We start from the raw sequence: 15,932 nt of genomic DNA, 5'->3' as shown, positions 1-15,932 counted from the left end.
TCACCCCTGATGTCCAGCAGCACCAGCCCCGGTCCCCTCACGCTCCGCTCGTTCTGGCACGACCTGCCCCGCGAGGGCAAGCTCCTGCTCTCGGTGGTCGTGTTCGAGTTCATCGGCACCGGTCTCGTGCTGCCCTTCAACATCGTCTACCTGCACGAGGTGCGTGGCTTCGCGCTCAGCGACGCGGGCCTGCTGCTCGCCCTGCCGCCACTGGTGGGCTTCCTCGTCGTCGGGCCTGGTGGTGCGGCGATCGACCGGTGGGGAGCCCGCCGGATCCTCATCGGCGCACTGGTCCTCCAGGTCATCGGCAACGTGGTGCTCGCCTTCGCCTCTACCCAGGCGGTCGCAGCCGTAGCCCTGCTGCTCTCCGGTGTCGCCTTCGGCGTCTCGTGGCCGGGCTTCCAGGCGTTCATCGCGGCCGTCATCCCCTCCGAGCTGCGGCAGCGCTACTTCGGGGTCAACTTCACCCTGCTCAACCTCGGCATCGGCATCGGTGGCCTGGTCGCCGGCATGGTGGTGCGGGTCGACCACGTGGCGACGTTCCAGGCGATCTACCTCGGCGACGCGCTCAGCTACCTGCCCGCGCTCTTCTTGATGATCGTCCCCCTGCGCCACGTCGCCGGCCGGGTCGAGCACCACGACGAGGCGAAGGAGAAGGTCGGCTACCTCGACGTCGTACGCCGCCCCGCGGTCGCCTCGATGCTGGTCATCAGCTTCGTCTCGTCGTACGTCGGCTACTCGCAGCTCAACGCCGGCATGCCGGCGTACGCCCGCTCGGTGGGCGAGATCTCGACGCAGGGGCTCGGCTTCGCGTTCGCGGCGAACACGCTGGTGATCGTGCTGCTCCAGCTCGTCGTACTCCAGCGCATCGAAGGGCACCGGCGCACCCGGATCATCGCCGTGATGGCCGCGGTCTGGGCGGTGTCGTGGCTGCTGCTCGGGGCGACCGGGCTGGTCTCCGGCACCTGGGGCGCGACCATGCTGGTCGCCGCGTGCGCCTCGGTCTTCGCCTTCGGCGAGACCCTGCTGCAGCCGACCGTGCCGGCACTCGTCAACGACCTAGCGCCTGACCACCTGCGCGGTCGCTACAACGCCGCGAGCTCGGCGGCCTTCCAGCTCGCGCAGATCATCGCGCCGCCGATCGCCGGCTTCCTGATCGGCCACCACCTCGACAGCGTCTACATCGGCACCCTGGTCGCCGGTTGCCTGCTCCTCGGCGTGCTCGCCATCGCCCGCCTCGAGCCCCAGCTGCCGCCGGGCGTCAACGGCATCCGCGAGCCCGAGCTGGTCACCGACCCGGCCGCCGTACCCGAGCCGACGCCGAAGACCCGGTCGAGCTCCCTGGAGTGAGCCGGCTGAGGGCGCTCTTGCCAAAGCGACACACTCGCGCGTTCGAATACCTAGCCTGTTGACCGATGTTCTGGCCCTGGCCGAGCGCGCCCGACGACTGGCAGTTCTGGATCCCCCGGTGACCATCTGCATCGGGTCGTGTGCCTGAGCGCGCGCTATAGCGCGCGCTCAGGCACACGACCCGGGAATCAGCGACTCGCGACCCACCAGATGACCAGGCCCACCACGACGACCACACCGACGGCCGGCTTCCAGTAGGTCTTGGCCAGCACGGGCAGCACGGCTGAGCCGAGGTTGAGCGCGTCGTCCTGCTGGGGCTGCGAGGCAGCCATCGGGGGCACTCCCTGACGTTTTGGCCCCTCAGACCGCGGTTCGGCGGCCGAGGCGGTCTCGGGTTCCGGATCGGCCGCGAGAGTCGTCGCTTGCGATGCCCCCGTGGACTCCGCACTCAGACGTTGCTCCAGGCACTCCACGAACTGCCCGAGCAGCTTGTCCGAGACGTCCTGCATGACCCCGCGCCCGAACTGGGCGGGCTTCCCGGTGATCGCCAGGTCGGTGACGACCTCGACGTCGGTCCCACCGGCCGCGGCGTCGGTCATGGTGAGCGTGACCTTCGCGCCCGCCGTACCGTTGCCGCGCTTGTCACGCCCCTTCGCGTCGACGAGGAAGCGATGGGCGGCCTCGTCCTTCTCCACGAACGTGCCGGAGCCGTTGTAGACCAGGGCGATCGGGCCGAGCTTGACCTTCACCGAGCCCGCGAAGCTGTCGCCGTCGGCCGACGTGACCGTGGCGCCCGGGAAGCACTCGGCCACCGAGGCGATGTCCTGGAAGTGCGCCCAGGTCTCGTCGACCGAGGTCGGGACGGTGAAGCGGTGCGTCAGGTCCACGGGCCTCAGGCCCCTGCAGCGTTGAGTACGGCGCGCCGGGTCAGCACCGTCGCCAGGTGGCGCCGGTAGTCGGAGTCGCCGTTGAGGTCCGAGGGCGGGTTGGTGCCCTCGGCGGCCAGCGCAGCAGCCGCGCGTACGGCGTCGTCGGTGGCCGGCTGTCCCGCGAGCGCGTCCTCGACCGCCCGCGCCCGTAGCGGGGTGTTGCCCATGTTGGTGAGCCCGATCCGCGCCTCGGCGATGGTGCCACCCTCGACCCGCACGGTCGCGGCGACCGCGACGATCGGCCACTGGTGGGCGACCCGGACGAACTTCTCGTACGTCGCACCCCAGCCGGTCCGCTTCGGGATCCGCACCTCGGTGAGGATCTCGTCCTCGCCGATCGCGGTCTCGAAGAGGTCGACGAAGAAGTCGTCTGCCGCGACGGTCCGGGTGCCACCGGACCCCGCGATCACGAACTCGGCGCCGAGCGCCAACGCGGGCGCCCCGAGATCGCCCGCGGGATCGGCGTGCGCGAGCGCACCGCCGAAGGTGCCGCGGTGCCGCACCTGGGCGTCGGCGAGGTGCTCGACCGCCTTGGTGATCAGCGCCGCGTGCTCGGCGACGAGCGGGTCGGAGCCGACGACCGAGTGCGGCGTCATCGCGCCGATCACGATCGCGTCGCCGTCGTCGCGGATGCCGCGCAGCGACTCGATCTTGCCGAGGTCGATGACCCACTCCGGCGCGTTGAGCCGCATCCGGAGCACCGGCAGCAGGCTCTGCCCGCCGGCGATGATCTTGGCCTCGTCGCCGTACTGCGCGAGAGCGGCGAGCGCGGCCTCGACCGTGGTCGGGGCGACGTAGTCGAACGCGGCGGGAATCATGCGCCGGCTCCTTCCGTGGAGGACTGGCCGGGTTGCTCCTGGTTGCCCGCGGCTCCCCCGGACTCGAAGTGGGGCATCGCCGCACCCTCGGTGTCGCCGCCGGCGCCTGGGCCGTTGATCGCCTTCCACACCCGCTCGGGCGTGCACGGCATCTGGATGTCGTTGACCCCGAGGTGGCGTACGGCGTCGACGACCGCGTTGACGACCGCAGGTGTCGAGGCGATGGTGCCGGCCTCGCCGACGCCCTTCGTCCCGAGGGTGTTGGTCAGCGACGGCGTCGTCGTGTGCTCGATGTCGAAGCTGATCGTGTCGGCCGCGGTGGGCAGCAGGTAGTCGACGAACGAGCCGGACACCAGCGTGCCGGAGTCGTCGTACACCGCCTCCTCCCACAGCGCCTGCGCGATCCCCTGCACCAGGCCGCCGTGGACCTGGCCGGAGACGATGAGCGGGTTGACGATGTTGCCGATGTCATCGACGCAGACGTACTTGCGCATCTTCACCGCCCCCGTCTCGGTGTCCACCTCCATGGCGCAGAGGTGGGTGCCGTGCGGGTAGTTGAAGTTCACCGGGTCGTAGGTCGCCTCTGCGTCGATGCTCGGCTCCACGCCGTCCGGCAGGTTGTGCGCGGCGAAGACGGCGGTCGAGATCTCGCCGATGGCCATGCCCTGGTCGGTGCCCCGCACCGAGAACCGGCCACCGGAGAACTCGAGGTCGTCGACCGACGCCTCGAGCAGGTGGGCGGCGATCGGCTTGGCCTTCTCGATCACCTTGTCGGCCGCCTTGACCAGTGCCTCACCGCCGACGACCAGAGACCGTGACCCGTAGGTGTCCAAGCCCTTGTGGGAGATCTGAGTGTCGCCGTGCAGCACCTCGACGTCCTCGAACGCGACGCCGAGCCGGTCGGCCACGATCTGGCTGAACGCCGTCTCGTGGCCCTGCCCGTGCGCCGAGGCGCCGGTCACGACCTCGACCTTGCCGGTGGCCAGCATCCGCACGCTCGCGTGCTCCCAGCCACCCGCACCGTAGTCGAGCTGGCCGAGGACCCGACTCGGCGCCAGGCCGCACATCTCGGTGAAGGTCGAGATGCCGATGCCGAGCTGCACCGTGTCACCGGAGGCCCGGCGCGCCATCTGCTCGGCCCGAAGCTCGTCGTACCCGAACATCTCCCTGGCCTTCGCAGTCGCCGCCTCGTAGTTGCCGGAGTCGTACTCGAGCCCGGCCACCGTGGTGAACGGGAACTCCTCGTGCTTGATCCAGTTCTTCTCGCGGATCTCCAGCGGGTCGACGCCGACCTCGGCGGCGAGCTCCGACATCAGCCGCTCGATGGCATACGTCGCCTCCGGGCGGCCGGCGCCTCGGTAGGCGTCGGTCCAGGCCTTGTTGGTGAGGACCGTCTGGACGGCGAAGTGGTACGCGGGGAACTTGTAGATCGCGTTGAACATGAAGGCCCCGAGCACCGGGACGCCGCCGCCGACGATGGCGACGTACGCGCCGAGGTCCGCGAGCAGCTCGACCTTGAGGCCGGTGACGGTGCCGTCCTTCTCCGCCGACAGCGTGAGCTTCTGCCACTGGTCGCGGCCGTGATGGGCGCTCATCAGGGACTCGGAGCGGGTCTCGGTGTACTTCACCGGCTTGCCCAGCCGGCGACCGACCGCCCAGGCGATCCACTCCTCCGGCGTCACCTGGAGCTTGCCGCCGAAGCCGCCTCCGACGTCGGGCGCGATCACCCTGATCTTGGACTCGGGTACGCCGGTAGTGGCGGCCAGCGCGAACCGCACGATGTGCGGGATCTGGGTCGCCGACCACATCGTGTACTGCTCACCCGTCGGGTCGACCACCACGCTGCGGGGCTCCATGAACGCCGGGATCAGCCGCTGCTGGCGGTACTCGCGCTCGATCACGATGCCGTCGGTGCGCGCCTTGGCGATCGCGTCCTCGACGTTGCCACCGGTGCCGGCCTCGCCGGAGTCGAAGACCCACAGGGCCGACTTGTTGGTGCCGAGGTCGGGGTGCGCGAGGACCTCGTCGGCGGCCGACTTCTTGAGGTCGAGGGCAGCCGGCAGCTCGTCGTACTCCACCTCGACGAGCTCGGCCGCGTCGCGTGCCTCGGCCGCCGTACGCGCGATGACGACGGCGACGATCTCGCCGGCGAAGGCGACCCGGTCGGACGGCATCGGCGAGTGCGCGGGCGTGACTTGATCCGGGGTGATCGGCCACGCGTTGATGATGGCGCCGAGCTCGGCGCCGAAGTCGGCGCCGGTGAGCACGTCGACGACGTTGGTGGACGCCTTGGCATCTGCCGTCTCGATGCTGGTGATGGTCGCGTGCGCGAACGGGCTGCGGACCATCGCGAGGTGCAGCATCCCCGGAAGGACGATGTTGTCGGTCCACCGGGTGCGGCCGGTGATCAGCCGCTGGTCCTCCTTGCGGCGCCGGTCGCGGCCGATCTCCTTCTCGATCTCGTCGGACGGGCGCTCCTGGGTGGCGGTCATGCGGGGTCCCCTCCAAAGTGTGCGCGGAGCGAGCGAAGCGTGCAGTTTGGCGGAGTGCTCATGAGTGCATCTCCTGCCCGCTCGCGTGCTGCACGGCTTTGACGATGTTGTGGTAGCCGGTGCAGCGGCAGAGGTTGCCCTCGAGCCCGAGGCGGATCTCTTCCTCGCTGGGCTTCGGGTTGTTGTTGAGCAGGTCGACGCTCTGCATGATCATCCCCGGCGTGCAGAACCCGCACTGGAGGCCGTGGCACTCACGGAACGACTTCTGCACGGGGTGCAGCTCGCCGTTCTGGGCCAGCCCCTCGATGGTGGTGACCTCGGCGCCGTCGACCTGGACCGCAAGCACGTTGCACGACTTCACACTGGTGCCGTCGAGGTGCACGGTGCACGCGCCACAGTTGCTGGTGTCACAGCCGATGACGGTGCCGGTCTTGCCGAGACGCTCACGGAGGTACTGCACGAGCAGCATGCGGGGTTCGACGTCGTCGGAGACGGACGCTCCGTCGACGGTGAGGCTGATCCGGGTCATGGACGCTCCCTAGAGATGGCCTGCTGTGGTGCAGGTCACGCTAGGGAGGCGCGGTTGGCGAAAGGTAGGCCCTACTGGGTGGCCGCAACCCGCCCGAGGACGAGGCGGGACACCTCGGCCGCCTGGGTGCGGATCTCCGGGATCGCGGTCGACTCCCAGAGCGTCCCCTTGCGCGGCGGGCCGACGGCGTACAGGCCGGGGACGACCCGCCCGTCACGGCCGACGACCTCTCCCTCGAGCGTCGAGTCGAGGCCGAGGCGCAGGGGGTCCGGCGCCACCAGACCACGCGACCGGAGCGCCTGCAGCAGCGGGTCGGTGGTGCGGTCGAGGTCGGTCAGCGGCCCGGTGCAGTTGACGACGGCGTCGGCGAGGACCGGCTCCGCCAGGTCGGCCAGGCGTACGGCGCTCCGCGGCCCGCGAGTCTCGACCGAGGCGATGCCGCCGTCGAGGACCATCAGCCGTCCGTCGCGGCGGTAGCCACGGATCCGGTCGGCCACCTCGGGAGCCATCCGGTGACGGCGTACCTCCCAGTCGCGGACGTACGTCGAGAGGAACCGTCGTCGCTCGCTCAGGTCGAGGCGCCCCCAGATCGACTGGGTCGCCGGGCGCAGGCCGTCGACCACGTTGCGCCAGTCGACATCGTGGGCGCGTGCGGCCGCGACCTGCCCGCGCACGAGCGCGGCGATGCCGTCGGCGGTCAGCGCACCGGTGGGCACGTCGCTGACCCAGGCCGTGGACTGCTGCTCGATGTGGGCGTGCGGAAGCAGTCCGTGCCGGCTGACCATGACGGCGCTGCGGCGAGGAGAGTCCTCGAGCAGGGTGATCGCGGTGTCGATCGCGGTCAGGCCGGTGCCGACGATGACGACGACCGCGTCGTCCGGCAGCGCGCGGATCGCGGCGAGGTCCCACGGATTGGGCAGGTAGCCGGGCAGCTCGGCCAGGTCGACACCGCCGACCGCGAGCGCCTGCGGCGCCTGGTTGCCGTAGGCGAGGACGACGGTGTCGGCGGTGGCGACCCGGTCGCGGGTGCGCAGCTCGAAGCCGTCGCCCACCGGCACGATGTCGTCGACGCGGCCGGCGCTGATGGTCAGGCGGTGGTCGGCCACGTCGGCGAGGGTGTCTTGGAGGTAAGCCGAGAACTCCATCCGCGGCAGGAACCCGAGCGGATCGGGGTCGCGGCCGGCCCGGCGCGCCCAGTCGAGCAGGTCCGAGGGGACGTCGGCGTACGCGCTCATGTGGCGGGCCCGCACGTTGAGGAGGTGTCGTGGGTCCGAGGTGCCGTAAGCGATGCCCCGGCCGAGGACGCCGGACGCCTCGTGGACCGTCACGCAGAGCGCGGAGTCATCCGAGCTCGACAGCAGTTGGAGCGCCGTGAGGACTCCGCTGGCACCGCCGCCGATGATGGCGACGCGGTCGGAGCGGGTCACGGCGCGCTCGGGTTGGGCACGATCAAGGACCACCATGCTCGTAAGTCTAGAGAACAACTCTAATTAGGCACGCATTCCCGTCACCTCGACGCTGCGGCGAGCCGTCCCTTGAGCAGGGGTACGGCGGGGTGCCCGTCCGGCAGCCGGGTCAGGCAGACCTCGACGACCTCGGTGTCGTACGGCGCGAGCTCGCCGTAGCGCAGCACGGCGTCCGGGTCCGGGTCGGCGAGCAGCGCCTCGCGGACGGCGACGGCGACCAGGTCGGCGAGCTCGGTGAGGGCCGGCGAGTTCGTGCCCGGCAGCAGGTCGCCGCCGTACGCGTCGACTGCGGCGTTGACCCGACCGCGGCGCAGCAGGGAGAGCACCAGGTCGACGTCGGTGGAGACGGGCATCGTGAGCCGGTAGGGGCGCGAGGCGAGCTGGCCGCCGAGCGAGGATCGCAGGTGGGAGACCTCGGCCTTGAGGGTCGAGGTCGTGACCGCCTGGTCGCCGTAGACCAGCGCATGGAGGTGCTCCAGCGAGAGCCCCTCGGGGTGCATGGCGAGCAGCGCGAGCACCTCGGTCTGGCGCCGGTTGAGCAGGAGGCGCCGGCCGTCGAGCCAGGTCTCGGCGGTGCCGAGGAGCCGCATCACCAGGCCGGGCTCGGACGTCTCGTCGAGCCGCGTGAGCGGATGGTGCGGCGCCGGCATCGCGGTCTCGATCAGCCGGGCCATCACCCGGGCGGTCGCCAGCCCGATCGGGTGACTGCGGTCCCAGGTCGTCGACAGGTCGATGACGCCGAGCTGGGCGCCCGTGACCGGGTCGTGCACGGGCGCGGCCCAGCAGACCCAGTTGTGCACGATCGAGGCGTAGTGCTCGGCACTGAAGACCATCTCGGGCCGGTCGGTCCGGTTGGCGAGGTCGAGGGCGTTGGTGCCGACCGACTCGTCGTCCCAGCGTCCGCCGGGCACGAAGTTGACGGTCTCGGCCTTGCGGCGCATCACCCGGCCGCCGTACGTCCAGAGGATCCGGGTCTCCGCATCCGTGATGGCGACGACGAGGTCGCCATCCTCCGCCGTACGGCGCAGCTCGGCCTCGACCCGCTCGACAGCGGTCTGGAGCGCGGAGCCCTGCCAGTACGCCGCGGTCTCGGCCTCGTCGGCGAGCGGCGCCTGGGTGACGTCGGCGCGGATCGCGGCCTCCGACCGGGCCCAGCTGGTCAGGATCTCGGGGCGGACCAGGTCACCGGCGTCGTCGCCGCGCTCGACGAACGCCGTCCAGGCGCGCACCGCCGCCAGCCTGCGTGTCTGCAGCTCCGTGCGTGCCATGGGTCCCCCCCGGTGCATCAGTCGTCGCCAACGTAGCACCGCGCAGGTGATGGGGGTCACACGAAGAACGTCGAGGGTCAGGACGTGCGTCGGCGTCCGAGCAGGATCAGGCCGGCGCCGCCGGCGAGTGCCAGTCCGGCGAGGCCGAGCAGCCCGATCCGGACGCCGCCGGTGTTCGGCAGCACGCCGGGCGACTGGGCGACGGCCGCAGGCGGCGTGGTGCCAGACGTCGTGGACGGCGCGGTCGGAGGTACGGCCGAGGCCGAGGTGGACGCCGGCGGCGCCACCGGGAGCTCGCTGGAGATCATCGTCGGGATCTCGGTGGGCGTCTCGGTGGGCGTCTCGGTGGGCGTCTCGGTCGGCGTCTCGGTCGGCGTCTCGGTCGGCGTCTCGGTCGGCGTCTCGGTCGGCGTCTCGGTCGGCGTCTCGGTCGGCGTCTCGGTCGGCGTCTCGGTCGGCGTCTCGGTCGGCGTCTCAGTCGGCGTCTCAGTCGGCGTCTCGGTCGGCGTCTCGGAGTCCCCCGGCTTGCAAGCCGTGGGATCCGAGGAGTTGTAGCGGTTGTCCCGCCAGTCGACCTGCACCATGACGCAGTCGGCCTGGGACGCGAACGTGTAGGTCGAGCTCGCGCACGGTCGACCGTAGTTCTGGCCACATACGATCTCCTGCGGCGACGGGTCGATGAGCTTGACCTCCCACGCCTGCGCCTCGGCGAGCTGCAGCGTCCAGGCCCCGTCGGTCCAGGCGAGCGACACGACGCCGCTGCCGACCTCGGCACGCGCGGACCCCTGGAAGGCGGCCACGCCGGCGATGGTGGCCAACGAGAGGAGCAGGACGCTCAGTACGGCGCGAAGCGCAGTCGTCCGCGCCCCTTGAACTTGTGATGCCATGTTGCCGATCCCCCCGGATCCACTTTTCAGCCGCATCCATGCTGCTGTTACTTCACAGTAGGTTCAGGTGATCCACGGGCGCTCCACGCGCGGTCCAAGCGCTGTCAACAGAGGTGGCGACCTACGTCACATCCCGCTGGTTCAGGCACCCAACTGGCGACGAAGGAACCGCACCGTCCTGACGATCGACTCCTGCCAGCGCGCGTAGAAGGTGTGGTCCTCGCCGGCGTACTCCACCAGGGTGCTGTCGACGCCCGCTCGCTGGAGCAGTCGCTGCGTGGTGCGCGACCAGCGCGGTGGGCAGGTGGCGTCCACGGCGCCGTGGTGGATGAGCACCGGCTCGGTGATCCGGTCGAAGTAGGTGCGCGAGGACAGGCCGCGGTAGAACGCCGGCTCGTCCCGCGGCGCGCCGTACTCGTCGGTGAGCGCCTGCACCGCCTCGGGCCGGTTGGGCAGCGTGAAGTGGCGCAGGTTGTCGAGGAAGCTCGAGCTGACGCTGGCGTAGACGACCGCTGCATCGACGACGCCGGGCGCGGCGACCAGCGCGTTGAGGGTGACGCCGCCGCCCATCGACCGGCCGACCATCGCGGTCTTGTCGGCGTCGACGTACGGCTGCTTCTCGAGGGCGAGCACGGCGTTGATGCTGTCGCGGGCGTAGCCGAGCCGCAGCTCGCGCTCCCGTTCACCAGCCGGGTCGCCCGCCGCGTGCCCGCGGTAGTCGGTGTGCAGCACCACGAAGCCGGCCCGCGCCAGCCAGTCCTGCTCGCGGGCCATGCCCTGTCCGGTGGCGTACGCCGACGGCTCGATGTAGCCGTGGTTGAGGACGACGGCCGGGAAGGGTCCGCGGCCGTGCGGCCGGAGCAGCACCCCGGACACCTGGGTGCCGTTGCTGCGGTAGGTGACCTGCTGGCGGGTGTAGGCGTCGGTCCGGGTCTCCGTGCGCAGGACGCGCAGGCCGTGGCCGTCGAAGTCGGCGCGCATCAGGTTGGCCAGCGACGGGGTGTCGGTGGCCGGGGGCAGACTCTCGCCTTGCTCGGCGGGGGTGGGGGGCTGGGTGGGGCCCGGAGAGGGCTCGGAGGACGCGGTCGACGTCGGGGCCGGCGTCGGGGGCGACTCGGCGCCCGGGTCGTCGGTCGAGCAGGCGGCCACGGACAGCGCCAGCAGCAGCGCCGCGGCGCTCGCCGTACGACGCCCGCCGCGCACGCTCAGTCCGCGAGCCGGTTCGTCACGGTGAGGAGCACGCCCGCGTCGTCGAGCGCGGTGAGGTCGTGACGGCTGGCCGGGATCAGCAGGTAGTCGCCCGCCGCGCCTTCCCAGCTCTCGTCCCCGGCCTGCACCCGGACTCGACCTCGCAGCACCTGCAGGGTGGCCTCGCCGGGACTGTCGTGCTCCCCGAGCGCGCGCCCTTCGACGAGGGCGATCAGGGTCTGGCGCAGATGGTGCTCGCGACCGCCGTGGATCGTGACCGAACTGCGCCCGCTCTCCTGCTCGCGCGCGATCCCGAGGTGCTCGTCGACCAGCGTCGCGAGGGACAGACCTTCCATGGTTCCTCCAGTGCTCACGCCGGATCCCGGTGGATCCGGCCGTCGCGGACGCCGAGCCGCTCGCCGCTGCCGCCCCACCGACCGGCGACGATCTCGGCGGCGATGCTGATCGCGGTCTCCTCCGGCGTACGGGCGCCGAGGTCGAGGCCGATCGGGCTGGAGAGCAGCCCGATCTCCTTGTCGTCGATGCCGGCCTCGCGCAACCGGGCCAGCCGGTCCTCGTGCGTGCGCCGCGAGCCCATCGCCCCGACGTACGCCACCTCGGGCAGGCGCAGCGCGACCTCGAGCAGGGGTACGTCGAACTTCGGGTCGTGCGTGAGCACGGTGATGACGGTGCGAGCGTCGATCCGCCCGGCGTCCTGCTCGGCCTGGAGGTAGCGGTGCGGCCAGTCGACGACGACCTCGTCGGCTTCGGGGAAGCGGCTGTTGGTCGCGAAGACGGGACGCGCGTCGCACACGGTCACGTGATAGCCGAGGAAGCTGCCGACCCTGGCCACCGCGGCGGCGAAGTCGATCGCCCCGAAGACCAGCATCCGCGGCTTCGGCGCGAACGCCCAGACGAACACCCGCATGCCCTCGCCCCGGCGTTCGCCGTCCGGGCCGTAGGTCAGGGTCGCGTTGTTGCCCAGCGCCAGCAGCCCGAGCGCGTCGTCGTGGACGGCGTCGTCTGCGCGGGGGGAGCCGAGGGACGGGATAGCCACGGACGTTCCGGTGGTGGAACCCGGGGTGTCGACAGCCATTTCGTCCGTGGCTATCCCGTCCCCGCCGGCCGTCCGGCCGTCCGGCCGTACGACGAGCCGCCGCCCGAGCCAGGCAGGGTCGGGGTGCTCGATGACGGTGGCGAGGGCGACCGGGCGGCCGGCCTCGATGTCGGCGGCGACCTCCTCGAGCTCGGGGAAGCTCTCACGGCTGATCTTCTCGACGTACACGTCGAGGATGCCGCCGCAGGTGAGGCCGACGGCGAAGGCGTCGTCGTCGGAGACGCCGTAGCGCTCGAGGACGGGTTCGCCCGACGACACGACCGACTCGGCCAGGTCGTAGACGGCACCCTCGACGCAGCCGCCGGAGACCGAGCCGACGGCAGTGCCATCGGGTCCGACCAGCATCGAGGCGCCCGGCGGGCGGGGCGCGGACTGGAAGGTGGCGACCACGGTGCCGACACCGACGGTCTCCCCCGCTCGCCACCAGGCCAGCAGCTCGGGCAGCACGTCACGCACGCGAGATCACCTCCGACAGCTCGGCGAACGTCGCCAGCGAGTGGCCGGCGACGAAGTCGTCACAGTGCGGCAGCGCGGCCAGCACTCCCTGCTGCACCGGCTCGTAGCCGGCCTTGCCGCGGTGCGGGTTGACCCACACGACCCGGTGCGCGACCCGCTGGAGCCGGGCCATCTGCTCACCGAGCAGGGTCGGGTCGCCGCGCTCCCAGCCGTCGCTGAAGACGACGACCACGGCACCACGGGCCATCCCGCGCTGGCCCCAGCGATCGAGGAAGAACCGTAGGGTCTCCCCCAGCCTGGTGCCGCCCGACCAGTCGGGCACGGTCTCTCCGGCGGCGATCAGCGCCCGCTCGGGGTCGCCGATCCGCATCGCCCGGGTCAGGTGGGTGAGCCGGGTGCCGACGGTGAACGTCTCCACCACGCCACCGCCCGTCCGGCCGACCTGGGTGAACCGGTGCGCGAGCCGCAGCAGCGCGTCGGCGTACCCACTCATCGAGCCGGACACGTCGACCAGCAGCACCACCCGGCGCGGCCGGACGCCGCGGCGCCGCCAGGCGATCTCGCCGGGCTCGCCCATCCGCTGCAGCGACGCGCGCAGCGTGCGCGAGGCGTCGACCTGGCCGCGGTGCCATCGCTGGTGTCGCGCCGTACGACGCACGGGCGGTCGCGGCCGCAGGGTCGCGAACATGCCGGACAGTCGGTGCTTCTCGGCCGCCGAGAGCGTGGCGAGGTCGCGGTGCCGGAGCACCTCCGTGTCGCTGGCGCGGGCCCGCACGACCTCGTCCTCCTGCTCGGACTCGCCGGCCCCGGAGGCCTCGGTGTCGGGCAGGCCAGCGAATCCGGGGACGCTGGCCTGGGCGGGGCGGGGTCGGGGCAGCCCGGCGCGGCTGTCGAAGTACGCCGTGAAGACCTGGTCATAGCGCTCGAGGTCGTCGGGTCCGCCGCAGAGCGTGGCGCGGCCCGCGAGGTACGTCGCGCGCTGGTCGCCCACCCCGAGGGTGGCCGCCGCCGCGAGGAACCCGTGCGCCCGGTCGTGCGTCACCGGCACTCCGGCTGCCCGCAGGGCGCGGGTGAACCCCAGGAGGATCTCGTCACCACCCCGCTCCACCACGGTCATGCCCGCAGCATCTGTTCCAGCGCGTGCCGCACCCGGTCGGCGTCCTCGCGGTACTTCACTAGCGCACCCAGCGTCGCCGACGCGGCGGCCAGGTCGATCTCGGCGGTGCCGAGGTAGTTCAGGGCGCGCGCCCAGTCGAGCGTCTCGGCGACCCCGGGCGGCTTCTGCAGGTCGTCGCGGTCGCGCAGCGCCTGGACGATCGACACGACCTGGCGACGCAGCTCCTCGGAGACCTCGGGGGCGCGCGAGCGGACGATCTCGACCTCGCGATCGAGGCCCGGGTGGTCGATCCAGTGGTAGAGGCAGCGACGCTTGAGCGCGTCGTGGAGCTCGCGGGTGCGGTTGGAGGTCAGGACGACGATCGGCGGGGTCGTTGCGCGCACGGTGCCGAGCTCGGGGATCGAGACCTGGTAGGTCGAGAGCACCTCGAGCAGGAACGCCTCGAACTCGTCGTCGGCCCGGTCGACCTCGTCGACCAGGAGTACGGCGGGGCTCTGCTGCAGCGCCTGCAGCACCGGACGGGCGAGCAGGAAGCGGGCGTCGTACAGGCTCTTCTCGGCCTCCTCGACGCTCTGGTCGTCCGCACGCCCCGCGGCCTCGAGCGCCCGCAGGTGCAGGATCTGCCGTGGGAAGTCCCAGTCGTAGAGCGCCTGCGTGGCGTCGATGCCCTCGTAGCACTGCAGCCGCACCAGCGGCAGCCCCAGGGACTCCGCGATCGCCTCAGCGAGCGCCGTCTTGCCGGTGCCGGGCTCACCCTCGAGCAGGAGCGGGCGCTGCATCTTGAGCGCGAGATAGGTGACGGTCGCGAGCGCGTCGTCGCACAGGTAGCCGGTCGCGCCGAGTCGCTGGGCAAGATCGTTCGGAGCGAGGTCGGCGGGGATCAACGGCTCCATCTCCCCAGGCTACTCAGGGGGCAGTTGGGGCAGGGTTGGCTCCGACGACCTCGTACGTCGCCACCACCGGATGGTGCTGGCCGCCGGACAGCCGGAGCGCGCGGACGGAGGCGGCCTGCTGGCGCGACCACACGTTGTCGATGTAGCCGGCCCCGACGGTGCTGGAGCCGCCGCCCTCGGGCAGGTCGGCGCGGCTGTCCCACGCCGACACGAGCCCGTGCGCACCGAGCCGGACCGCGGGGAGGTCGTCGTGTCGCGCGACCCGGTCTGCCGCGTGGTCGCCGTTGAAGTCACCGACAACGAGCACCTCGGCTCCCCCCTTCAGCTGCTCGTCGGCGACGGCTCGGGCGAGGCCGCGGACCTGGGCGACGTAGTAGCGGTAGCGCGCACGGTGGCCGGGGACCTTGCGGCCGTCCTCGACGGCGCCCCAGATGAGGTGGACGTTGAGGACGGCGTACCGCTGGCCCGACTCGCGGTGCTCGAGCCGGACGACGGTCGCGTACGACGCCGGCAGGCGACCCTGTCGATCCGCGATCCGTGCGGCTCGCCCGCCGACCTTGCTGAACTCGGCGCGATCCCAGATCACCGGGTTCTCGTCCCGTCCGGGCGTCCGCCCGTAGGACCCCCAGTCTCCGCTCGCGAGGAAGCGCCGCTTGGCCGCACTGCTGACCTCCTGGAGCCCGGCCACGTCGACCTCGCGGCGCAGCTTGCGCACCGCACCACGCCAGGACTGGAGCCCGCGGTCGCGGTCGATGTTGAAACTGCCCACCCGCACCTGGTCGTCCGCCGCCGAGGCCGGAGCGCCGGACACGCAGACCCCACCCGCCACCACGAGCACGAGGGCGACCAGACGAGCGAGGGCGGTCACCGCCGGTCCACGTCCTGCCCGCTCGCGAGGTCGCCGCACTCGACGACCTCGACGTCGTGGGTCGCGAGGTAGCCGCGCGCACCCCGGTCTCCACTGGTCTCGTCGGCCACGCCGACCCAGTGGTCACGGCCGATCACGACCGGGTGGCCGACCCGGCCGTCGTACGACGCGCGCCTCAAGGTGGCTGGACCGGGCGGCGGGTCGAGGAGCCGGCGTACGACGTCGGGCCCGACGTCTGGCAGGTCGACGAGCGTGACCACGACGGCGTCGGAGTCGGTCACCGTGAGCGCGGCCAGCCCGGCCCGCAGGGAGGCCGACATGCCGTCGGCCCAGTCGGCGACGACGATGCCGGTGGCGCCGGAGCCCTCGAGCAGCGGCAGCGCCTCCTCGGCCGATGCACCCAGCACGACGGTGACCCGCGTGCACCCGCCGTCGACGAGCGCCCGGATCCCTCGGAGCAGCCAGGGCTCGCCGTCGTCGGCGCGCACGAGCGCCTTCGGCATCCCCATCCGGGAGCCGGCGCCGGCGGCGAGCAGGAGTCCGTGCATCGCTCT

General features: G+C 71.8%; 15 protein-coding genes. 1 reads left to right on the top strand and 14 read right to left on the bottom strand.

Annotation, left to right across the window (positions count from 1 at the left end; genetic code table 11):
* Positions 1–9 precede the first annotated feature (9 nt).
* Positions 10–1,350: an MFS transporter gene (locus ABEA33_RS13570; protein WP_345527322.1), complete on the top strand. Its 1,341-nt coding sequence runs from the start codon at positions 10–12 to the stop codon at positions 1,348–1,350.
* 188 nt (positions 1,351–1,538) lie between these two features.
* Here ABEA33_RS13570 and ABEA33_RS13565 read toward each other — a convergent pair whose 3' ends face one another.
* The 14 genes from ABEA33_RS13565 to ABEA33_RS13500 form a co-directional block, all read right to left on the bottom strand.
* Positions 1,539–2,237: an SRPBCC family protein gene (locus ABEA33_RS13565; RefSeq protein ID WP_345527321.1), complete on the bottom strand. Its 699-nt coding sequence runs from the start codon at positions 2,235–2,237 to the stop codon at positions 1,539–1,541.
* Positions 2,238–2,242: 5 nt separating this feature from the next.
* A complete protein-coding gene (locus tag ABEA33_RS13560) occupies positions 2,243–3,097 on the bottom strand; it encodes an FAD binding domain-containing protein (RefSeq protein ID WP_345527320.1) in 855 nt (284 codons plus the stop codon).
* Entirely contained in the window at positions 3,094–5,589 is a 2,496-nt protein-coding gene (locus ABEA33_RS13555) for a xanthine dehydrogenase family protein molybdopterin-binding subunit (RefSeq protein ID WP_345527319.1), read from the bottom strand. The genes ABEA33_RS13560 and ABEA33_RS13555 overlap by 4 nt, the downstream gene beginning before the upstream one ends.
* 58 nt (positions 5,590–5,647) lie before the next feature.
* Entirely contained in the window at positions 5,648–6,118 is a 471-nt protein-coding gene (locus tag ABEA33_RS13550) for a (2Fe-2S)-binding protein (RefSeq protein WP_345527318.1), read from the bottom strand.
* 71 nt (positions 6,119–6,189) lie between these two features.
* A complete protein-coding gene (locus tag ABEA33_RS13545; RefSeq protein ID WP_345527317.1) occupies positions 6,190–7,581 on the bottom strand; it encodes an FAD/NAD(P)-binding protein in 1,392 nt (463 codons plus the stop codon).
* Positions 7,582–7,625: 44 nt separating this feature from the next.
* Positions 7,626–8,852, bottom strand: coding sequence for a transcriptional regulator (locus tag ABEA33_RS13540; protein ID WP_345527316.1), 1,227 nt, complete (start codon positions 8,850–8,852; stop codon positions 7,626–7,628).
* A 77-nt stretch (positions 8,853–8,929) separates the two neighbouring features.
* The gene (locus tag ABEA33_RS13535) at positions 8,930–9,739 is read right to left on the bottom strand and encodes an LPXTG cell wall anchor domain-containing protein (RefSeq protein ID WP_345527315.1); all 810 of its coding nucleotides are present in this window, start codon (positions 9,737–9,739) and stop codon (positions 8,930–8,932) included.
* 141 nt (positions 9,740–9,880) lie between these two features.
* The gene (locus ABEA33_RS13530; RefSeq protein WP_345527314.1) at positions 9,881–10,942 is read right to left on the bottom strand and encodes an alpha/beta fold hydrolase; all 1,062 of its coding nucleotides are present in this window, start codon (positions 10,940–10,942) and stop codon (positions 9,881–9,883) included.
* Between the two features lie 2 nt (positions 10,943–10,944).
* The gene (locus ABEA33_RS13525; protein WP_345527313.1) at positions 10,945–11,301 is read right to left on the bottom strand and encodes a cupin domain-containing protein; all 357 of its coding nucleotides are present in this window, start codon (positions 11,299–11,301) and stop codon (positions 10,945–10,947) included.
* A complete protein-coding gene (locus ABEA33_RS13520; protein WP_345527312.1) occupies positions 11,298–12,500 on the bottom strand; it encodes an XdhC family protein in 1,203 nt (400 codons plus the stop codon). The genes ABEA33_RS13525 and ABEA33_RS13520 overlap by 4 nt, the downstream gene beginning before the upstream one ends.
* On the bottom strand, positions 12,493–13,617 hold the full coding sequence (locus ABEA33_RS13515; RefSeq protein WP_345527311.1) for a vWA domain-containing protein: 1,125 nt from the start codon (positions 13,615–13,617) through the stop codon (positions 12,493–12,495). The genes ABEA33_RS13520 and ABEA33_RS13515 overlap by 8 nt, the downstream gene beginning before the upstream one ends.
* Positions 13,614–14,510, bottom strand: coding sequence for an AAA family ATPase (locus tag ABEA33_RS13510; RefSeq protein ID WP_345527310.1), 897 nt, complete (start codon positions 14,508–14,510; stop codon positions 13,614–13,616). The genes ABEA33_RS13515 and ABEA33_RS13510 overlap by 4 nt, the downstream gene beginning before the upstream one ends.
* Positions 14,511–14,523: 13 nt before the next feature.
* Positions 14,524–15,378 (bottom strand): endonuclease/exonuclease/phosphatase family protein, encoded by an 855-nt coding sequence (locus tag ABEA33_RS13505; protein WP_345527309.1) that lies wholly within the window; start codon positions 15,376–15,378, stop codon positions 14,524–14,526.
* Positions 15,375–15,926, bottom strand: a complete 552-nt coding sequence (locus ABEA33_RS13500; protein ID WP_345527308.1) for a nucleotidyltransferase family protein — start codon at positions 15,924–15,926, stop codon at positions 15,375–15,377. Before ABEA33_RS13500 ends, ABEA33_RS13505 begins: the two co-directional genes overlap by 4 nt.
* Positions 15,927–15,932: the final 6 nt, after the last annotated feature.

Origin of the sequence: Nocardioides endophyticus (assembly GCF_039543845.1) — a bacterium.
GTDB lineage: Bacteria > Actinomycetota > Actinomycetes > Propionibacteriales > Nocardioidaceae > Nocardioides > Nocardioides endophyticus.
The sequence above is the reverse complement of the archived record's forward strand: the minus strand, read 5'-3'. Positions and strand labels throughout refer to the sequence as shown.